The following is a 16,295-nucleotide window of genomic DNA, read 5'->3' on the forward strand; positions in this document are numbered from 1 at the left end:
CGCCCCGCCACTCCGGCGGCCGGACGAGCCGGCCGCCGGAGTGAGTCCGTGCCCTACTTTCCTTTCTTCTTCTTGCTGTCCGGTTTCTCGGACCCCTGGTGCGCGAGCGCGCCCGCCTGGTCCAGACGCGGGTGATTCTCGCGGAACGCCTTGTGCGCGTCCGGCATGGCGTCCAGTGCTTCCACGGTACGGTGAATCACGTGGACCGCCGCGAGCAGGTCGCCGGTGTGGCCGGTCTCCGAGATGGTGTGCATGTTGCGGATCGGGAACCCGATGGACGTGGCGGCGCAGTCCACACTGGCCAGCACGCCGGCCATGCCGTCGGTTCCGGTATCGGCACCGCACACGTCCCGCTGCAGGGGGATGTTGTGGGCGTTGGCCGCGGACTCCACGACCCGGTTGAGCTGTTCGCTGGCGATCGCGCCCACCGCCAGGGTGAACCCCTTGCCCATCTCCAGCGGTTGCATGCGCCGGTCACCGATGCCGGGCGCGGCCACGTAATCGTGGTTCACGTCCACGCCGATAATGGCGTCGGGCTCCAGTTCACCGGCAAACACGCGGCTACCGAGGCGGCCGATCTCCTCGTAGGTGGCCATGGCGAACATCACCCGGATGTTGTTCGTACCACCGGCCTCGGCGACCAGGCGCGCCACTTCCGCCGTGACGAAGCAACCCAGGCCGTTGTCCAGGTAGGCGCCGTAGAAGGTGTCGGGGCTGAAGCCCTTGCGGATGGGGCGGTTGAGAATGATGGAGTCGCCCGGCCGCACGCCGAGGTTCTCCACCTGCTGCTTCTTGTTCTCGCCGTGGATCTGCAGCTCCACGTACAGCTGCTCTTTCTTGATCCCCTTCTCGCCGGTACGCAGGGCGTTCTCGGCGAAATGGATGGCGCCGAGCGCCTCGACGGTGCCACCTTCGATCACGCGGTAGCTGCCGGGCTGCTTCGGGTCTTCGCTGAACAGCTTCACCTCGTGGCCGACCAGCGTCATGGGGAGGAAGGAGTCACTGTTGATCCAGATCTTGCCGTCATCGCCGATGGAGCGCACCTGCATGCGGATCTTGTCGGCGTGGCCGATGATCATGACGCTGAACAGGTCGTCACGGCCCGGATGGGTATCCAGCACGACGCCGGCGTGGCCCTTGAACTGATGAACATGCCAGTCCTTCGGCGCAAAGCCCTCGAAGTAGGGCTTGAGCACGCCGAACGTCATGGCGCCTTCCAGGCCGACAGGGCTGGGAGCAGCGAGAATGTCCCGCATCAGGTTAAACTGCCGCTCGGGCATGGGCTGGGTCCAGGGCTGCTTCGCTTCGGTCATGGTTCTCTCTTCCTGTTACGGTTCGCGGTGACTCAGTCTGACAGATTCTACAAGAGCAGGGCGGCCCGACGCGCGCGTCCCGCGCCTGCTTTACAACGGCACAAGGCTCCGGGCACACAATGACAACGCTGCAACGACAGGAACTCCTGGCTTACGGCGCACTGGTCGCCGCGGTCCTGTTCTGGGCCGGCAACGCCGTGGTCGGCCGCGGCATCGTCGGCGAGATCCCGCCCATTGCACTGTCCTTCTGGCGCTGGGTACTGGCGCTGATCATCCTGTTGCCGTTCGCCTGGCCCCACCTGCGGACATCGGCGCCCGTGATCCGCCGACACCTGTGGCTGCTGACGCTGCTCGGGGTCCTCAGCGCCGGGCTGTTCAATACCCTGCTGTATGCGGCGGCCGTCACGACCACCGCCGTGAACATCACGCTGATCAACGCCACCATGCCGGTGGTCATCGCCCTGGCCGCCTGGGCAACGGCCACGGAGCGGCTCACCGCCCGCCAGGGGCTGGGGCTGTGCATCGCCCTCCCGGGCGTGCTGGTCATCATCGCCCAGGGCGATCTGGACCGGCTCACCGGGCTCGGCTTCGCCCCCGGCGACCTGCTGATGACGGTGGCCATCACCAGTTGGGCCATCTATTCGGTGCTGTTGCGCCGCCACCCCCTGGAGCTGCGGCCGACGGTGCTGCTCACGGCGCTGGTGGCGCTCGCCCTGCCATTCATCTTCGCGCTGTACCTGGTCGAGCTGGCCCTGGGGCACACGTTTACTGTGACCACCAGCCAGCTCCCGGCGTTCCTCTACGTGGCCGTATTCCCCTCCATTCTGTCCTATCTGGGCTGGAATCACGGGGTGCGGGTGATCGGTCCGGGGCGTGCCGGCATGTTCATGTATCTCATGCCGTTGTTTGCCGCGGCGCTGGCACTGCCGCTGCTCGGCGAACAGCTGGAGGGGTACCATGGCGCCGGCGCACTGCTGATCCTCATCGGGCTGTACCTGGCCACATGGGGTGCCAGAAAGGCCTAGCGCCCCGTGACCCGGCAAATTCGCCCCGGTTTGCCGTCGAGGCAACGCGTTATAGGATAATGACTAGACCGTCCACCAGACAGGGAGCTTTCCGATGCCCGGCGCACGGCCCGTAACCACCATCATGCTGCTTGCGTTCCTGCCCGTCGCCGCGCTCGCAAACGGCGCGCAACTGGAAGAGCGGGATCGCAACATCTACATCCCCGGCGACGATGACCTGTTCGATCAACTGCGCGTTGCGGCGGCGTACGACGACGAACACATCCAGATTCACTACGAGTACGAGACCGACAACCCCAGCTGGTACCACCAGTACTGGGTGTACGAGGACGGTGACTGGGTGCGCTACGGCTCCGGCTCCCCCGGCCCCGACGAACACGGGCTGTATGAAGACCGCATCTCCATGATGCTGGACGACGGCACCGTGGACGATTTCGCCCGTATGGGCGGCTGGATGACGGTCCAGGAAGGCATGCGCACCCTCTCCAGCGAGGCGGACAGCGACGCCGTGGAGGATCACCCCAAGCTGGGCGAGGACATGGGGCGCAGCGACGTGCGCAAGTACCTGGCCCTGTCACGGGACACCGACGACGAGCGCGAGGCCGCCTGGCAGGACGTCCGTGACGACGACGAGCTGGAGCAGCTGCGGCGCGACGGCAAGTTCCTGGATCTGTGGCAATGGCGCGCCCATCGCAGTAATCCCATGGGCTACGCCGACAACGGCTACGTGCTGCACTACCGGATGTCGTCGGAGGGCCGCGGCATGTTCACGGACAACTGGGACGAGGACGCCGGGCAGCCACGCTACATGTTCGACCCGGACCAGGTGGGCAGCCGGTCCCTGGACTGGGACGCGCTGATCGACCGCGAGTACGGCCAGGATGACCCCTACTACATCTACGAGGGCAATGCGGTCAATTTCGACCCGGACCACGAGTGGGAGGACGGCGACGTCATCCCGCAGCGTTTCCTCCGCCCACCCCAGGGCAGCCGCGGTGCCATCCAGGCGGCAGGCCGATACAGCGACGGCGCATGGCGTGTCACCCTGATCCGCACCCTGGAGACACCGGATGCCATGGACAGCAAGACCCTGGAGGACGGCGGCACCTACAACGTGGCGTTCGCGGTTCACTCCGGTGGCGTGGGAGCGCGCTGGCACCGGGTGTCGCTGCCCCAGACACTCGGGCTCGGGCACGACGACGCCGACATCGTCGCGGTCCGCACGGACGGTGACTTCAGTGACGTAGAGCTGGAGTGGACCGAACTGACGCTGCTCTACCCCGGCCAGGTGAACTGGCAGTGGCTGCACGGGGATCACCCCGGCAGCGAGGCGCTGGCCACGGGCAATCTGGGCGTTCGGGACTTCCACGACATCGAGCAACTGCAGTCATTCATCATCGCCCACGAGAAACGTCTCGCCGAGGGCGATGACGACGAGTAGACGGCGGCGTCAGCGCGCGCGTGCCTGCTGCCGGGCACGCCGTGCCGCCATGAGCACCAGGCGCTGGTAGGCGGCCGGCATCAGACGCTGCATCAGGTCGGCGGCTCGGGCATCGCCGCCGATCAACACCCGCCGCGCGTCCCGGCGCACGCCCCTGATGATGGCGCGGGCGGCGTGCTCCGGGGGTTTGCGCAGAAAGCGGCGCTGGAAATCCTCGCGCAGGGTCCGGTCGTCACCGGCCCCCATCAGCCCGTGGATACTCGGTGACAGGCGGGCCCGGCGGGCAATACCGGTGCTGACCCCGCCAGGGTATACGCAGGTGGCGGACACCCCGCAGGGTGCAAGCTCCAGCTCCTGCCGCAGCGACTCGGTAAACCCGCGCACGGCGAACTTCGTGGCATTGTAGGCACTCATGCCGGGCTGCGCGAACAACCCGAACACGCTGGAGATGTTGACCACGTGCCCCTCGCCGGCATCCACGAGATAGGGCAGAAAGGCCTGGGTACCGTGGATGACGCCCCAGTAGTTCACGCCCGTTACCCAGCGGTAGTCGTCCAGGCTGGCGCCGGTGACGCTGCCGCTGAAGGCGACGCCGGCGTTGTTGATGATGAGATTGATACGGCCGTGGTCCGTGGCCGCGGTCGCCGCCCAGGCCGCCACCTGCTGCCATTCCGACACATCCACCTCGGCAACGGTGACACGGCGGCCCGTCGCCTCGGCCAGGGCCCTGGTCTCGCGCAGCGCCGCCGTGTCCACGTCGCTCAGGGCCAGGTCACAGCCCTGGCGCGCGAGCTCCAGGGCAAGCGCACGGCCAATGCCGTTGCCCGCGCCCGTGATTGCCGCAACGCGGCCGTCGAGATGCTTCAAGCCTGTCCCTCCGCTGGCATCACCTGTCGGCCGCCCGCCCCTGAGTCCCCCGCCGGCACCCGGTGATACGCCTGCAGGTCGAACCGCCGGGTCTGCAGGCGAAAGCGCCAGGTGAAATCGGGCCACAGGGTCACGTTGCGGCCGCTGACGGGGTGCAGGTACCAGCTCCGGCACCCACCCACGTTCCAGACCGTGCCCGACAGCCTCCGCTGGACCCGGGCGTTGAAGGCGTGCTGTGCCTCGGGCCGGACTTCGACACTGGCGATCCCGTGGCGGTCCATGCGCCGGATCGCATCCAGGACGTAACGAATCTGGGACTCGATCATGTAGACCACCGAGCTGTGACCAAGCCCGGTGTTCGGCCCCATGAGCATGAACAGGTTGGGGAATCCGGTGACGGTGGTCCCCTTGTACGCGGACGGACCGCCCTGCCACTCCCGCCCCAGATCGCGCCCGTCACGGCCGAAGATCATGCCCTCCGGAATCGGGTCGGCGGCACTGAAGCCGGTGCCGAAGATCAGCGTATCCACCTGGCGCTCCCGGCCATCGGCATCGATGATGCCGTGCTCGCGGATCTCGCGCACCCCGGACGTAATCAGCTCGACGTTGTCGGCGCACACGGCCGGGTAGTAGTCGTCGGCGATCAGCACCCGCTTGCAGCCGAACGTGTAGTACGGCGTGAGCTTGCGGCGCAGATCCGCGTCAGCGACCTGCCGGCGCAGATGAGCCAGGGCCTGTCGCCGCGGTAGCGCCATCAGGCGCGGCGCGATGGCAAAGGGGAGGACCCGGCCTTCCAGCAGGGTGTAGATCCCGGCCCGCACAACGCGCTGGACCGCCGGGACGGCCCGGTACAGCCGCTGCTGCCACGGCCGCACCGGCCGGTCCGGTTTCGGCACGATCCACGGGGGCGTGCGCTGGTAGAGGTCCAGCCGTTCCACGTGGGGCTGGATCTGCGGCACGAACTGGATGGCGGACGCACCGGTGCCGATCACGGCCACCCGTTTCCCGGCCAGCGTGTGGTCGTGATCCCACTGCTGGGAGTGGAAGGCGTGACCGCGGAAGCGCTCGATGCCGGGAACGTCCGGGAATGCCGGACGCGACAACCCGCCCATGCCGGAGACGACGATGTCACCGGTCCAGGTGTCGCCATTGCTGTCGGTCAGCGTCCAGTACTGGCCGCCGTGATTCCATTGCAGGTGCTCCACGGCGGTCTGCAGGCGCACATGGGGGCATACGCCGTAGCGGTCCGCACAGCGCTGCAGGTAATCGCGGATCTCGGGCTGGGTGGCGTAGCGCCGGGACCAGTCCGGGTTGAGTGCGAACGAGAACGAATAGAGGTGGGACTGCACGTCACAGGCACATCCCGGGTAGTGGTTCACCCACCAGGTGCCGCCAATGCCGCGTTCCTTCTCGAAGACGACGAAATCGTGTTCACCGTAGGCCTTGAGCTGGATCGCCATGCCCAGGCCGGCAAACCCCGAACCGATGATCAGGACCCGGTGGTGGCCGCCCATGCACACTCCCGCCACGTCTGCATTCCTCACAGGACTGCGTCCCAGTATAGACCGGCCGCCACACTTCCAGAAAGAACGCTTGCCCGATTCACATGGACATGGGTACGCGCGGGCTCAGGGCAGAAACTGCTCCTTGACGATGCGCTCCTCCAGATTGTGCTCCGGGTCGAACCACAACGTCAGCGCCCGCTCCGGGTCCTCCCGGATGCTGACGTAACGTACGTCACGCACCTCCGTGAAGTCCGCCACCGCGCTCACCGGCCGCTTCGGCGTCTCCAGGATCTCGAACTCCACGTGGGCGCTGTTGAGAAGCACGGCGCCGCGCCAGCGGCGGGGGCGAAACGCGACGATGGAGGTCAGGGCGAGAATCCCGGCCTTGAGCGGCAGGATCGGCCCGTCGGCAGAGAGGTTGTAGGCGGTGCTGCCGGCCGGCGTCGCCACGAGCACACCGTCACAGATCAGCTCTTCCAGGCGCACGACACCGTCGACCTTGATGCGCACCCGCGCCGTCTGGCGCGTCTCGCGCAGCAGCGACACCTCGTTGATGGCGCTCGCCTCGCGCCAGTTGCCACCGGCCGTCCGTGCGCGCATGTGCAGGGGCTTGATGGTCACGGGCTGGGCATTGGCCAGGCGCTCGTACAGCCCCTCGTTCTGCAGCCTGTTCATGAGAAAACCGACGCTGCCGCAGTTCATGCCGAACACCGGCTTGCCCAGGGTCATGTACTTGTGCAGCGTGCGCAGCATGAGGCCATCGCCGCCGAGCGCGACCAGTACGTCCGCCTCCTCCGGCGGCACGGTGTCGTACTGGGTCAGAAGCGCTGCCTCTGCCTCGCGGGCGTTCTCCGAGGTGCCAGCAATGATCGCGAGACGGGGTCTGTTCATGCCACTCCAGATGGTTTCCGGTACAAATGGGCCGGCTGCGCTCCCTACTCTAACCGATGCACCCCGCGCCTGCGCGAAGACTCACCCGTCCACGCGCTGGCCGGCGTCCCAGCGCGCGGCGGCCTGCTGACCACGCGCCTGGTTCACGGGCAGACAGATGGCGATGGCCACGAGAAACAGGAACGCGCACAGCAGAATCGACCCCTGCAGCCCCACCACGGACTGCAGCAGGCCCAGGGCGACGATGCCGAACATGCCCGCCAGCTTGTTCGCCAACCCCCAGAAACCGAAGAACTCGGCGGCCTTGTCCTCCGGCGAGAACAGTCCGACCAGGGTGCGACTGGCCGACTGGCTGGAGCCCAGGCTCACCCCGGCGAGGCAGCCCACCACCAGGAACAGGTGCTGCGCTTCCCACTCCACGGCGAAGGTGTGGTTGATGAACTCGGTCACCTCCGGCGTCCCCCAGATGGCGAGGATGGCGAGGACCCAGAGGGTCAGCGTGCCGATATAGGTCCGCTTGGCGCCGAGGCGGTCCTGCAGGTAACCGAAGCCCAGCGCACCGATGGCCGCGGTAATCTGGACGATGATGAACATGATGTTGCGAATGTGCTCGTCCCAGCCGATCACCTGCGCCCCGTAGATGAAGGCGAACGTGATGATGATGTAGATGCCACCCATGGAGAACAGCAGCGACGTGAGAAAGAGCGCGAGATCCCGGAAGCGGGCGATGTCCCGGACCGTATCCCGGATGCGCCGGAACCCGAGGGCGACGTAGCCCGCACCCGCCGGGCGAGGCCGCGCAACACCCCGCTCACGGAGGAACATGAAGGTGGGGATGGCCGCCAGCAGGAAGAAGCCGGCGGCAAACGGCCCCACCCAGCGGATGCGGTCGAAGTTCTCCGCCGTCGCTTCACCCAGGAATGCCAGCGTGAATGCGGCGGCGAACAGGCCACCGATGTAGCCGAGCGCCCAGCCGAAGCCGGAGATCTTGCCAAGGTCCCGCGACGGCCCGAGATTGGGCAGGAATGCGGCGATGAAATTCTCGCCAATGGAGTAGGCGAAGTTGGAGGCGATGATCAGAACCAGACCCAGGAGAATGTCCCCCGGCTCGACGAACACCAGTAACGCCGTGGCCACCACCGTGGCGATGTAGCTGGCGAACAGGAATCGCTTCTTGCTGGCGGAGTAGTCCATCACCGCCCCGCACACGGGCCCGGTGACCACGACCATGAAGTAGCTCACCGCCAGCGCCAGGCTCCACAGCAGATTGCCGAGGCGGTAATCATCGCCCCGGTCGCCGACGATCACGGTAGTGAAGAGATCGCCGAAGACGACGGTAATGATGAGCAGGGTGTACGCCTGATTGGCGAAGTCGAACATCGCCCAGCCGAAGATCTCCCGCTTGGGCGCGCGCGCCTTCTCCTGCGTGGTTGCTTCGCCTTCGGCGACGCTCATGTACGCCTCCTGCATCGGTTCACGCGTTGCGGCCCCGGTCAGTCAAGCGGGTGCCGCTCGCCATTGTCGAGCATACGATACAGTGCCCAGCCGTCGTCTGCCGACCCGCGACACATGCCGTAGCGAAACGGCGAGTCCATGCCCTCCAGCCGGAACCGCAGGTCCTCGAACACCACACACTGGTCACCGTTGCGCTGATCCACCTGCCGCAGCGCCGGGTAGCTGGCGAACCAGTGGAAGAACGCCATCTCGTCCTGGGCCCACACCTCCCGCGCCAGCGGCTCCACCGTCTCGTCCCCGAAACGGGCGAACCGCTCCCACACGGCGTCCTCCACCGGCGGGTAGGCCGCCCACAGCCGGCGCAGCAGCCCGGCATCGTCCCCCGGATCGGCGGGCACGGTGTCGCGGCGCAGATTGACCCGCGCCATGTCATAGACATCACCGTGGTCCACCACGAGCTTCCAGTTGAACGCCGACCACGGCTGCGGGTAGGCCTCGGCAGTGTACTGCGAATACCCCTGCGCCCGGGCCCAGCCATCCGCCACGCCCACGGCCGTGCGGTACTGGGTGTACTGGAACAGCACCAGCGCCGTCACGGCCGCCAGCCCCAATGCGGCGCCCACGCGCGGGCGCCAGTAGAGGCTCGCGACCAGGCCGGCCAGGAGGACCCCGCTGAACCACGGGTCGATGATGAAGGTGGTGTTGAATCCGGGTGCCCAGTTGCTGAACGGGGCCAGAATCTGAGTGCCGTAACTGGTGATGAGATCACCCAGAATGTGGATGAAGATCCCCAGCAGAATGACGCCGTAATAGGCCCGCCACGTGTACCGCCGCCCGAGCGCCACGGCACACAAAGCGGCCAGCAGCCAGGCCCAAAGCGGCATCAACAGCAGTGAATGGGTAATGCCGCGGTGGTTCTCCAGGTAGGTGACGTGGCCGAACAGGGTGAAGACGATGTCGATGTCCGGCGCCGCTGCCGCAAGAAAGCCGATCCAGGTGCGCTCGCGCAGTGACAGCTGATCCGGGCGGGGCTGGCGGGGTGCCGTGGCACGACCGGCCAGCGCCCCGCTCAAGGCGTGGGTAAGCGTATCCAGAGTCGTCTCCTTGCTATCGCGTCAGCCCGGTGGGGCCATCAGGCCCGGGTCTCGGCGGCGCCAGTGCGCTCGTTGTCCTCGACCTGCGCCCCGGGCAGGGCGGGCACCTGGGGCGCGTGATGATAACCGGGAACCCAGCGCGCCATCCACGCCGCACCATGCAACAGGCGGGACAGCCGTGCGCGGGTCACCCGCGCCCCGTCGCTGCCGTCCGCCAGCCAGCCGGTGAAGGTAGTGACGAAAATACTGGTCAGCACGGTCTCCTCCAGCCCCCGGTGCACACCCCCGGCGTCACGACGCGCGGCCTCCCGCAGCCACTGTACCGTGCGGCTGATGCGCAGCACGGCAGGAATCTGGACATGCAGATGGCCCGGCTCCAGCTTGCCCTTGACCATCTCCCGCGTCACCCGGCGATGAGGCGACAGCGTCTCCAGCCAGGCCATGATCAGGTAATGCAGCCGTTCACTGGAGGGCAGTGCCTGTATCTCCGGCTGCGCGGCGGCGGCCACCATGGCCGCATCGGCACGGTCGAACCAGGCGTCCGCCAGCTCCTCCTTTTCGCGAAAATGCGCCTGGATCGCTGCCAGATCGGCACCGAGGTGATCGGCAACAGCATACAGCCGCACGCTCTCCCAGCTGCTCTGCTCGGCCAGCTCCAGGGCCGCATCGACAATGGCATCTGCGCTTACGGGCATGTCACTCCTCCCTGCCGGACGGTGTCCGCGTGACCAAGGACCTCACCGGGCGCGAGGCGCCTGTGCGGTGTGGACCCCGAACGGCGCCACCCTGTTCCCGGACCGATGACTCACCCCCTCATGATAGGGTGATCACCCGGCTGCACGCGAGGACAGAACCATGACCACAACGGTGTGTTTCGCCCACGGCAAGGAGAGTGGTCCGTGGGGCCGCAAGATCTCGGCACTGGCTGATGTCGCCCGGCAGCGGGGGCTTGCGGTGATGAGCCCGGATTACCGCTTCACCATGGACCCGGACGAGCGTGTCGCCCACCTGCTCGGCCAACACCTGCCCCCCGGGGACAACCTGATTCTCGTCGGCTCGAGCATGGGGGGTTACGTCTCGGCGGTGGCCAGCGGCACGCTGCGACCCCGGGGGCTGTTCCTGCTGGCGCCGGCAGTGGACATCCCCGGCTACCCGGGCGATACCACGCCCAGGGCAGGCCTGACCGAGGTGGTTCACGGCTGGCACGACACCATCATCCCGCCGGAAACCGTGGTGGGCTGGGCGCAGCGCCATACCGTGCGGCTGCACCTGGTGGACAGCGAGCACACGCTCACGGACCACATTGAGTGGCTGTGCAGGGCCTTCGATGCCTTTCTCACCGAAACGGGGGCAGGCAAAGCGTAAGGTGGACCTGAAGGTCCACCGATGGAGCGACCAACGGAGCCGGAAGATGGTGGACCTGAAGGTCCACCCTACGTCGGTACGGGGCGCGTCAGCGCTGGGTGAGGCGGATCTCGATACGTCGGTTGCGCCGCAGGGACTCCGGATCCGTGCCCTCGGCGACCGGATGGTATTCCCCGAACCCAGCGGCTGCCAGACGCTCCGGCGGCACGCCCCGGTCGATGAGGTAATCCACGATCGCCTGGGCACGGGCCGAAGAGAGCTGCCAGTTGGAGGGGTACTGCTCGGTGGCGATGGGACGCTGGTCGGTATGCCCTTCCACCTGCAGCACCCAGGGAATCCCCTCGGGGATGTTGTCCTGCAGCTCGATCATCGTGTCGGCGACATTGTCCAGCTGGTCGCGGCCTTCGTCACCGAGTTCGGCCGACGCCGTCGCGAAGAACAGCTCCGACTGGAACAGGAAGCGGTCCCCTTCGATGCGGATATCCTCGCGATCCCCGAGCACCTCGCGCAGGCGACCGAAGAACTCGGATCGGTACCGGCTGAGCTCCTGGACCTGCTCAATGAGCGCGAGATTCAGCCTGCGGCCGAGGTCCTGGATCTCCTCCTCCTGCTCCGCGACGGTCTCTTCGGACAGCTCCAGTGCCTGGGAGACGCGCCGTAGCTGCTCGCGCAGCGCTTCCACCTGGCGATTGAGCCGGTCGATGCGCGATTGCTGCGCCGTGGTCAGCTGCGCTTCCTGCTCCAGGGCCCGCTGCTGCTCCTCCACCAGCGCCTGGAGATCCTGAACCCGGATCTCCTCCTGCTCCAGCTCCCGCTGCGCCAGGTGCGTGCGCTCGTCCGCCTCGGCCAGCTCCGCCTCCAGTGCCCGGGCGCGGTCGCGGGCCGCCGCGGCCTCCTCCTCGGTCTCTTCCTGGCGCGCGGCCAGATCCCCCACTTCCTCCTCGAGCTCATCGCGCAGCGCCCGTAACGCCATGAGATCCTGCTGCAGGCTGGCGATTTCCGCCGCCTGCCGTTCACGGGTCTCGGCATCGGCCTCCATGGCCACTTCGGCGTCGGCCAGCTCGTCCTCCAGGTCTGCCACGCGGGTCCGGGCATCGCCGAGGGCCTCACGCAGCGCCTCACGCTCGGCGATGGAGACCACCAGGTCGGATTCCAGCTCTTCGCGGAGCTCCCGCTCCATGGCCAGCTCGTCCCCCAGGTCGGCAATCTCCGCCTCCAGCCGCGCCAGCGCCGCCTCACGGCCGGCCAGGGTATCGGTGAGATAGTACTGGGCGACCATGAACAGGCTGAGGACGAAGACGAACAGCAACAGCAACGTGGCCAGGACATCCACGTAGCCGGGCCAGATGTTCACGCCACTGCGATTGCGCCGCTCGGGAAACACGTCTGTCGCTCGCCTACCGCTCGCCGTTGTCGTTACCCGTGGAGCGCGCCACGGTCCGGGTCAGAAGCCGGATCTCGTCGCGCAGCTCCGCGGCCAGGTCGGTGCGCTCGGTCTGCATCTCCTCCACCAGGCGGTGCAGGGTGTGGTCCAGGGAGCGCAGCCGCTCCTCCATTCCCTCGGAATCCTCGGAACGCTCACCCAGGCTCTCCGCGAGCCGCTGCAGGACGGGCTGCAGCTCCATCTGCCCCCGGGCCTGACTGAGCATGCGCTTGTGCTCGCTGCGGATCTGCTCGGCCAGTTCGCCCACCTGCTCGGTGATGGTCGCCACGCTCTCCTCGGCGCTGCGGCGTTCTTCCTCGCGCCGCGCCACCAGCCGTTGCAGCCGATCCAGGCTCTCGGCCGTCTGCTCCAGCAGGGCCTGGATGTAGGACGGCACGCTGTGCTCGGTGTCGACGCTGGCCAGGGCGCCGGAGCTGAACCGGGTGAGCCCCGAGAGCTGCTCCTCGAGATCGTTGTAGAACCGGTTCTGCGCGTGCCCCGCCTGGAGATCCACGAAGCCGAGCACCAGCGCCCCGGCAAGGCCGAACAGGGACGAGCTGAAGGCCGTGCCCATGCCGGCCAGGGGCTCTTCCAGCCCGGTGCGGAGCTGCTCGAACAGCTCGGTGGCGTCACCGCCACCCACGCTCAGCCCGCTGATGACCCGGCCGATACCACCCAGGGTGTCCAGAAGCCCCCAGAAGGTGCCGAGCAGCCCGAGAAAGATCAGCAGGCCCACGAAATACCGCGAGAGATCGCGGGCCTCGTCCAGGCGGGAACGGATACCGTCGAGAATGGCGCGCATGCTCATGGTGGACAGCTGCACGCGCTCGCCGCGCTCCTGCAGCATGCGACCCAGCGACCCGAGCATGCCGCGCCTGGGTGGCGGCGGCAGCTGTTCGGCCCCACGCTGCCAGGCACGCAGCCAGCCGGCATCCGGGCCCAGCACCACGACCTGGCGGACGTTGATGATGATACCCACTACCAGCACCGCGACAATCATCCCGTTGAATACGGGATTGGCCAGGAACGCGTCCGCCAGGCGCGCATGGAGCAAGGCGGCCACAGCTGCCACGGCCAGAAGAAAGACCACGATCCAGATCAGCACACGGCCTGGTTGTCTCACGCCAGCCTCCCACTCGTGCCCCAGACAAACATTCGTTATTCGCGCTATCCGGCGGCGCCCTGTTCGCCGCATGTCCCTACCATACAACGAAATGCCGGTTTCGCATCCCATCCTGGAACATTCACGGCAACATGGCGCCGTCAGCGGCGCCGTGGAGTCTCCACGGGCTCGCGCCACACGCCTTGCGCGCAACGGTGGACGCCGGCGGCGCATTGCGCCTATGGTCGAAAGACCGCTTGCGCGAGCGGCCCGATAACAATCACATCAACCCAATCGGGGGAGAATCCATGTTCAAAGGCCTAACCAACGCCTCCGTGCGTCTTGTTGAGCGCTATCTGCCCGATCCGTTCGTCATCGTCATGCTGCTGACACTGGTGGTGTTTGCCCTGGGCATGGGCATCGAACAGCAGAGCCCTGTCGCGATGGTGGAGTTCTGGGGCGGCGGCTTCTGGGACCTGCTGACCTTCGGCATGCAGATGGTCCTGGTGCTGGTCACGGGCTTCGTGCTCGCCAGTACGCCATTCTTCAGGAAGATTCTCGCATCACTGGCCAGAATGGCGAAAACACCGGGGCAGGCCATCGTCCTGGTCACCGTGGTCTCCATTTTCGCCGCCTGGATCAACTGGGGTTTCGGCCTCGTCATCGGCGCACTGTTCGCACGCCAGCTGGCACAGGCCGTGCCGCGGGTGGACTACCGGTTGCTGGTTGCCAGTGCCTACAGTGGCTTCATCGTCTGGCACGGCGGGCTGGCCAGTTCCATCGGCCTGCTGGTCGCCACCGATGGCCACTTCATGGAAGACAAGATCGGCATCATCTCCACCAGCGAGACCATTTTCGCCGGGTTCAACCTCATCCTGGTGCTGCTGATGCTGATCGTCATTCCGCTGGTCAACCGCCTGATGATGGGCCGTCCGGAGGACGCGGTCACCGTGGACCCGGACAAGCTGGCGGAGGAAGAAGAGACGCCGGGGCTGAAATGGGAGCGGCCGGCCGACCGGGTGGAGAACAGCGTCACCCTGTCCCAGGCGACCGGCGTGATGGGGCTGGTGTTCCTGGGCTACTACTTCCTGGTGGAGAGCGGCAGCCTCAACCTGAACATCGTCAACTTCGCCTTCCTGATGCTGGGCATCATGCTGCACGGCCGCCCGCGGCACTTCCTGAACTCCATGCAGGAGGCCATCAAGGGGGCGGGCGGCATCGTCATCCAGTTCCCGTTCTACGCCGGCATCATGGGCATGATGATCGAATCGGGGCTGGCGGCAACCTTCTCGCAGTGGTTCGTGGCCATTTCCGATGAAACCACCTACCCGCTGTTCGCCTTCCTGAGCGCCGGCATCGTCAACATCTTCGTGCCATCCGGCGGCGGTCAGTGGGCCGTGCAGGCGGAGATCATGCTCGAGGCCGGGGCCGCCCTCGGGGTCGACCACGCCCGCACTGCCATGGCCGTGGCCTGGGGTGACGCCTGGACCAACCTGATCCAGCCGTTCTGGGCCCTGCCGGCACTCGCCATCGCCGGCCTCAAGGCGAAAGACATCATGGGCTTCTGCCTGATCAACCTGCTGGTCACCGGAGTGATCATCGGGCTGGGTCTGATGTTCCTGCCGTAACCCACCTGCGTGCCGCCGGGACACGTCCCCGGCGGCACGCCTCTCCGTCGATTGCCGCACCGCTCCGGTCTCTCCATCGGGCCAACCCCTGTTAGACTTGTATACAAACCCGTCATACAGGAGAGCACCGTGCGCGACTTCATCCAGTCACTGCCCAAGGTGGAGCTGCACGTCCACCTGGAGGGCACTCTCGAACCCGAGCTCATGTTCCAGCTGGCCGAGCGCAACGGCGTCAAGCTGCCGTTCCCGGACGTGGAAAGCGTGCGTGCGGCCTACGAGTTCGAGGACCTGCAGTCGTTTCTCAATCTCTACTACAACGGCGCCTGCGTGCTGCTGGAAGAGCAAGACTTCTACGACCTCACGCGCGCCTACCTGGACCGGGTCGCCGCGGAGAACGTTGTACACACGGAGATGTTCTTCGATCCGCAGACCCACACCGAGCGGGGCGTGCCCTTTGACACGGTCATCGGCGGCATCCTGCGCGCCTGCCGGGACGCCGAGGCCGCCCACGGCATGAGCACGGGGCTGATCCTGTGTTTCCTCCGCGACCTCTCCGAAGCATCGGCCTTCGACACCCTGGAGGCGGCCATGCCCTGGCGCGAGCACATCGTCGCCATCGGCCTCGACTCCGCCGAAACCGGCCACCCGCCGGAGAAGTTCGCACGGGTCTTCGAAGAGGTGCACAACGGCGGCTTCCGCGTGGTGGCCCACGCCGGCGAGGAAGGGCCGCCCGAGTACATCCGCCAGGCACTGGACATCCTGCGCGTCGAGCGCGTGGACCACGGTGTGCAGTGCACCGGCGACCCGGAGCTGGTCAAGCGCCTGGCCGCAAGCGGCATCTGCCTGACCGTTTGCCCCCTGGCCAACGTCAAGCTGCGCGTCTTCGACACCATGGACGACCACAACCTGCCGCAGCTGCTGCAGGCGGGGCTGAACATCACGGTGAACTCCGACGATCCGGCCTACTTCGGCGGCTACATGAACGCCAACATGACGGCGGTGGCGGAGGCATTCGATCTGGACCGGGAGACCCTGCGCGGGTTCACCCGCAACGCCATCGACGCGGCGTTCATCGGTGAGGATCGACGGCGGGCGCTGCACGGGATACTGGATCGGGCAGCCTGAGGCGCTGGTTAGCGGAATCTCGGCCATGGTGGACCTGAAGGTCCACCCTACACCGGCACCG

At 66.8% G+C, this 16,295-nt stretch carries 14 protein-coding genes; 5 read left to right on the top strand and 9 right to left on the bottom strand.

The genetic code is table 11. The features are described from left to right. Positions 1 to 53: 53 nt before the first annotated feature. Positions 54 to 1,313: a M20/M25/M40 family metallo-hydrolase gene (locus tag BMZ02_RS16100; protein ID WP_091645727.1), complete on the bottom strand. Its 1,260-nt coding sequence runs from the start codon at positions 1,311 to 1,313 to the stop codon at positions 54 to 56. A gap of 119 nt (positions 1,314 to 1,432) precedes the next feature. Here BMZ02_RS16100 and BMZ02_RS16105 point away from each other — a divergent pair, with 119 nt between their 5' ends. Further along, on the top strand, positions 1,433 to 2,338 hold the full coding sequence (locus BMZ02_RS16105) for a DMT family transporter (RefSeq protein WP_091645729.1): 906 nt from the start codon (positions 1,433 to 1,435) through the stop codon (positions 2,336 to 2,338). A gap of 94 nt (positions 2,339 to 2,432) precedes the next feature. Continuing rightward, complete coding sequence (locus BMZ02_RS16110; RefSeq protein WP_425425092.1) at positions 2,433 to 3,779, top strand: ethylbenzene dehydrogenase-related protein; 1,347 nt, start codon at positions 2,433 to 2,435, stop codon at positions 3,777 to 3,779. Positions 3,780 to 3,788: 9 nt separating this feature from the next. Here BMZ02_RS16110 and BMZ02_RS16115 read toward each other — a convergent pair whose 3' ends face one another. The 6 genes from BMZ02_RS16115 to BMZ02_RS16140 all read right to left on the bottom strand — a co-directional run bounded on the left by BMZ02_RS16115 (position 3,789) and on the right by BMZ02_RS16140 (position 10,286). Beyond that, the gene (locus tag BMZ02_RS16115) at positions 3,789 to 4,646 is read right to left on the bottom strand and encodes an SDR family NAD(P)-dependent oxidoreductase (RefSeq protein WP_091645730.1); all 858 of its coding nucleotides are present in this window, start codon (positions 4,644 to 4,646) and stop codon (positions 3,789 to 3,791) included. Continuing rightward, the gene (locus tag BMZ02_RS16120) at positions 4,643 to 6,160 is read right to left on the bottom strand and encodes a flavin-containing monooxygenase (protein WP_091645732.1); all 1,518 of its coding nucleotides are present in this window, start codon (positions 6,158 to 6,160) and stop codon (positions 4,643 to 4,645) included. The genes BMZ02_RS16115 and BMZ02_RS16120 overlap by 4 nt, the downstream gene beginning before the upstream one ends. Before the next feature lie 114 nt (positions 6,161 to 6,274). Then, positions 6,275 to 7,042: an NAD kinase gene (locus tag BMZ02_RS16125; protein WP_091645733.1), complete on the bottom strand. Its 768-nt coding sequence runs from the start codon at positions 7,040 to 7,042 to the stop codon at positions 6,275 to 6,277. Positions 7,043 to 7,123: 81 nt separating this feature from the next. Beyond that, the gene (locus tag BMZ02_RS16130; RefSeq protein WP_091645735.1) at positions 7,124 to 8,497 is read right to left on the bottom strand and encodes an MFS transporter; all 1,374 of its coding nucleotides are present in this window, start codon (positions 8,495 to 8,497) and stop codon (positions 7,124 to 7,126) included. A gap of 38 nt (positions 8,498 to 8,535) precedes the next feature. Beyond that, on the bottom strand, positions 8,536 to 9,591 hold the full coding sequence (locus tag BMZ02_RS16135; protein ID WP_139209245.1) for a metal-dependent hydrolase: 1,056 nt from the start codon (positions 9,589 to 9,591) through the stop codon (positions 8,536 to 8,538). A gap of 38 nt (positions 9,592 to 9,629) precedes the next feature. Further along, on the bottom strand, positions 9,630 to 10,286 hold the full coding sequence (locus tag BMZ02_RS16140) for a TetR/AcrR family transcriptional regulator (protein ID WP_091645738.1): 657 nt from the start codon (positions 10,284 to 10,286) through the stop codon (positions 9,630 to 9,632). A gap of 160 nt (positions 10,287 to 10,446) precedes the next feature. On the opposite strand from BMZ02_RS16140, the gene BMZ02_RS16145 reads away from it, so the two are divergent. Next, a complete protein-coding gene (locus BMZ02_RS16145) occupies positions 10,447 to 10,956 on the top strand; it encodes an alpha/beta hydrolase (RefSeq protein ID WP_091645740.1) in 510 nt (169 codons plus the stop codon). Positions 10,957 to 11,044: 88 nt separating this feature from the next. Here the strand turns inward: BMZ02_RS16145 and BMZ02_RS16150 are convergent, their stop codons facing one another. Continuing rightward, positions 11,045 to 12,340 carry a peptidoglycan -binding protein gene (locus BMZ02_RS16150; protein WP_171909961.1) on the bottom strand — a complete coding sequence of 432 codons (1,296 nt, stop codon included), beginning with the start codon at positions 12,338 to 12,340 and terminating at the stop codon, positions 11,045 to 11,047. 13 nt (positions 12,341 to 12,353) lie between these two features. Beyond that, positions 12,354 to 13,502, bottom strand: a complete 1,149-nt coding sequence (locus BMZ02_RS16155; RefSeq protein WP_091645742.1) for a flagellar motor protein MotA — start codon at positions 13,500 to 13,502, stop codon at positions 12,354 to 12,356. Between the two features lie 287 nt (positions 13,503 to 13,789). Here BMZ02_RS16155 and BMZ02_RS16160 point away from each other — a divergent pair, with 287 nt between their 5' ends. Then, positions 13,790 to 15,109 (top strand): short-chain fatty acid transporter, encoded by a 1,320-nt coding sequence (locus tag BMZ02_RS16160; RefSeq protein ID WP_091645744.1) that lies wholly within the window; start codon positions 13,790 to 13,792, stop codon positions 15,107 to 15,109. A gap of 129 nt (positions 15,110 to 15,238) precedes the next feature. Then, the gene (locus BMZ02_RS16165) at positions 15,239 to 16,234 is read left to right on the top strand and encodes an adenosine deaminase (RefSeq protein ID WP_091645745.1); all 996 of its coding nucleotides are present in this window, start codon (positions 15,239 to 15,241) and stop codon (positions 16,232 to 16,234) included. Positions 16,235 to 16,295: the final 61 nt, after the last annotated feature.

It is taken from the genome of Aquisalimonas asiatica, from assembly GCF_900110585.1.
Classification (GTDB): Bacteria; Pseudomonadota; Gammaproteobacteria; order Nitrococcales; family Aquisalimonadaceae; genus Aquisalimonas; species Aquisalimonas asiatica.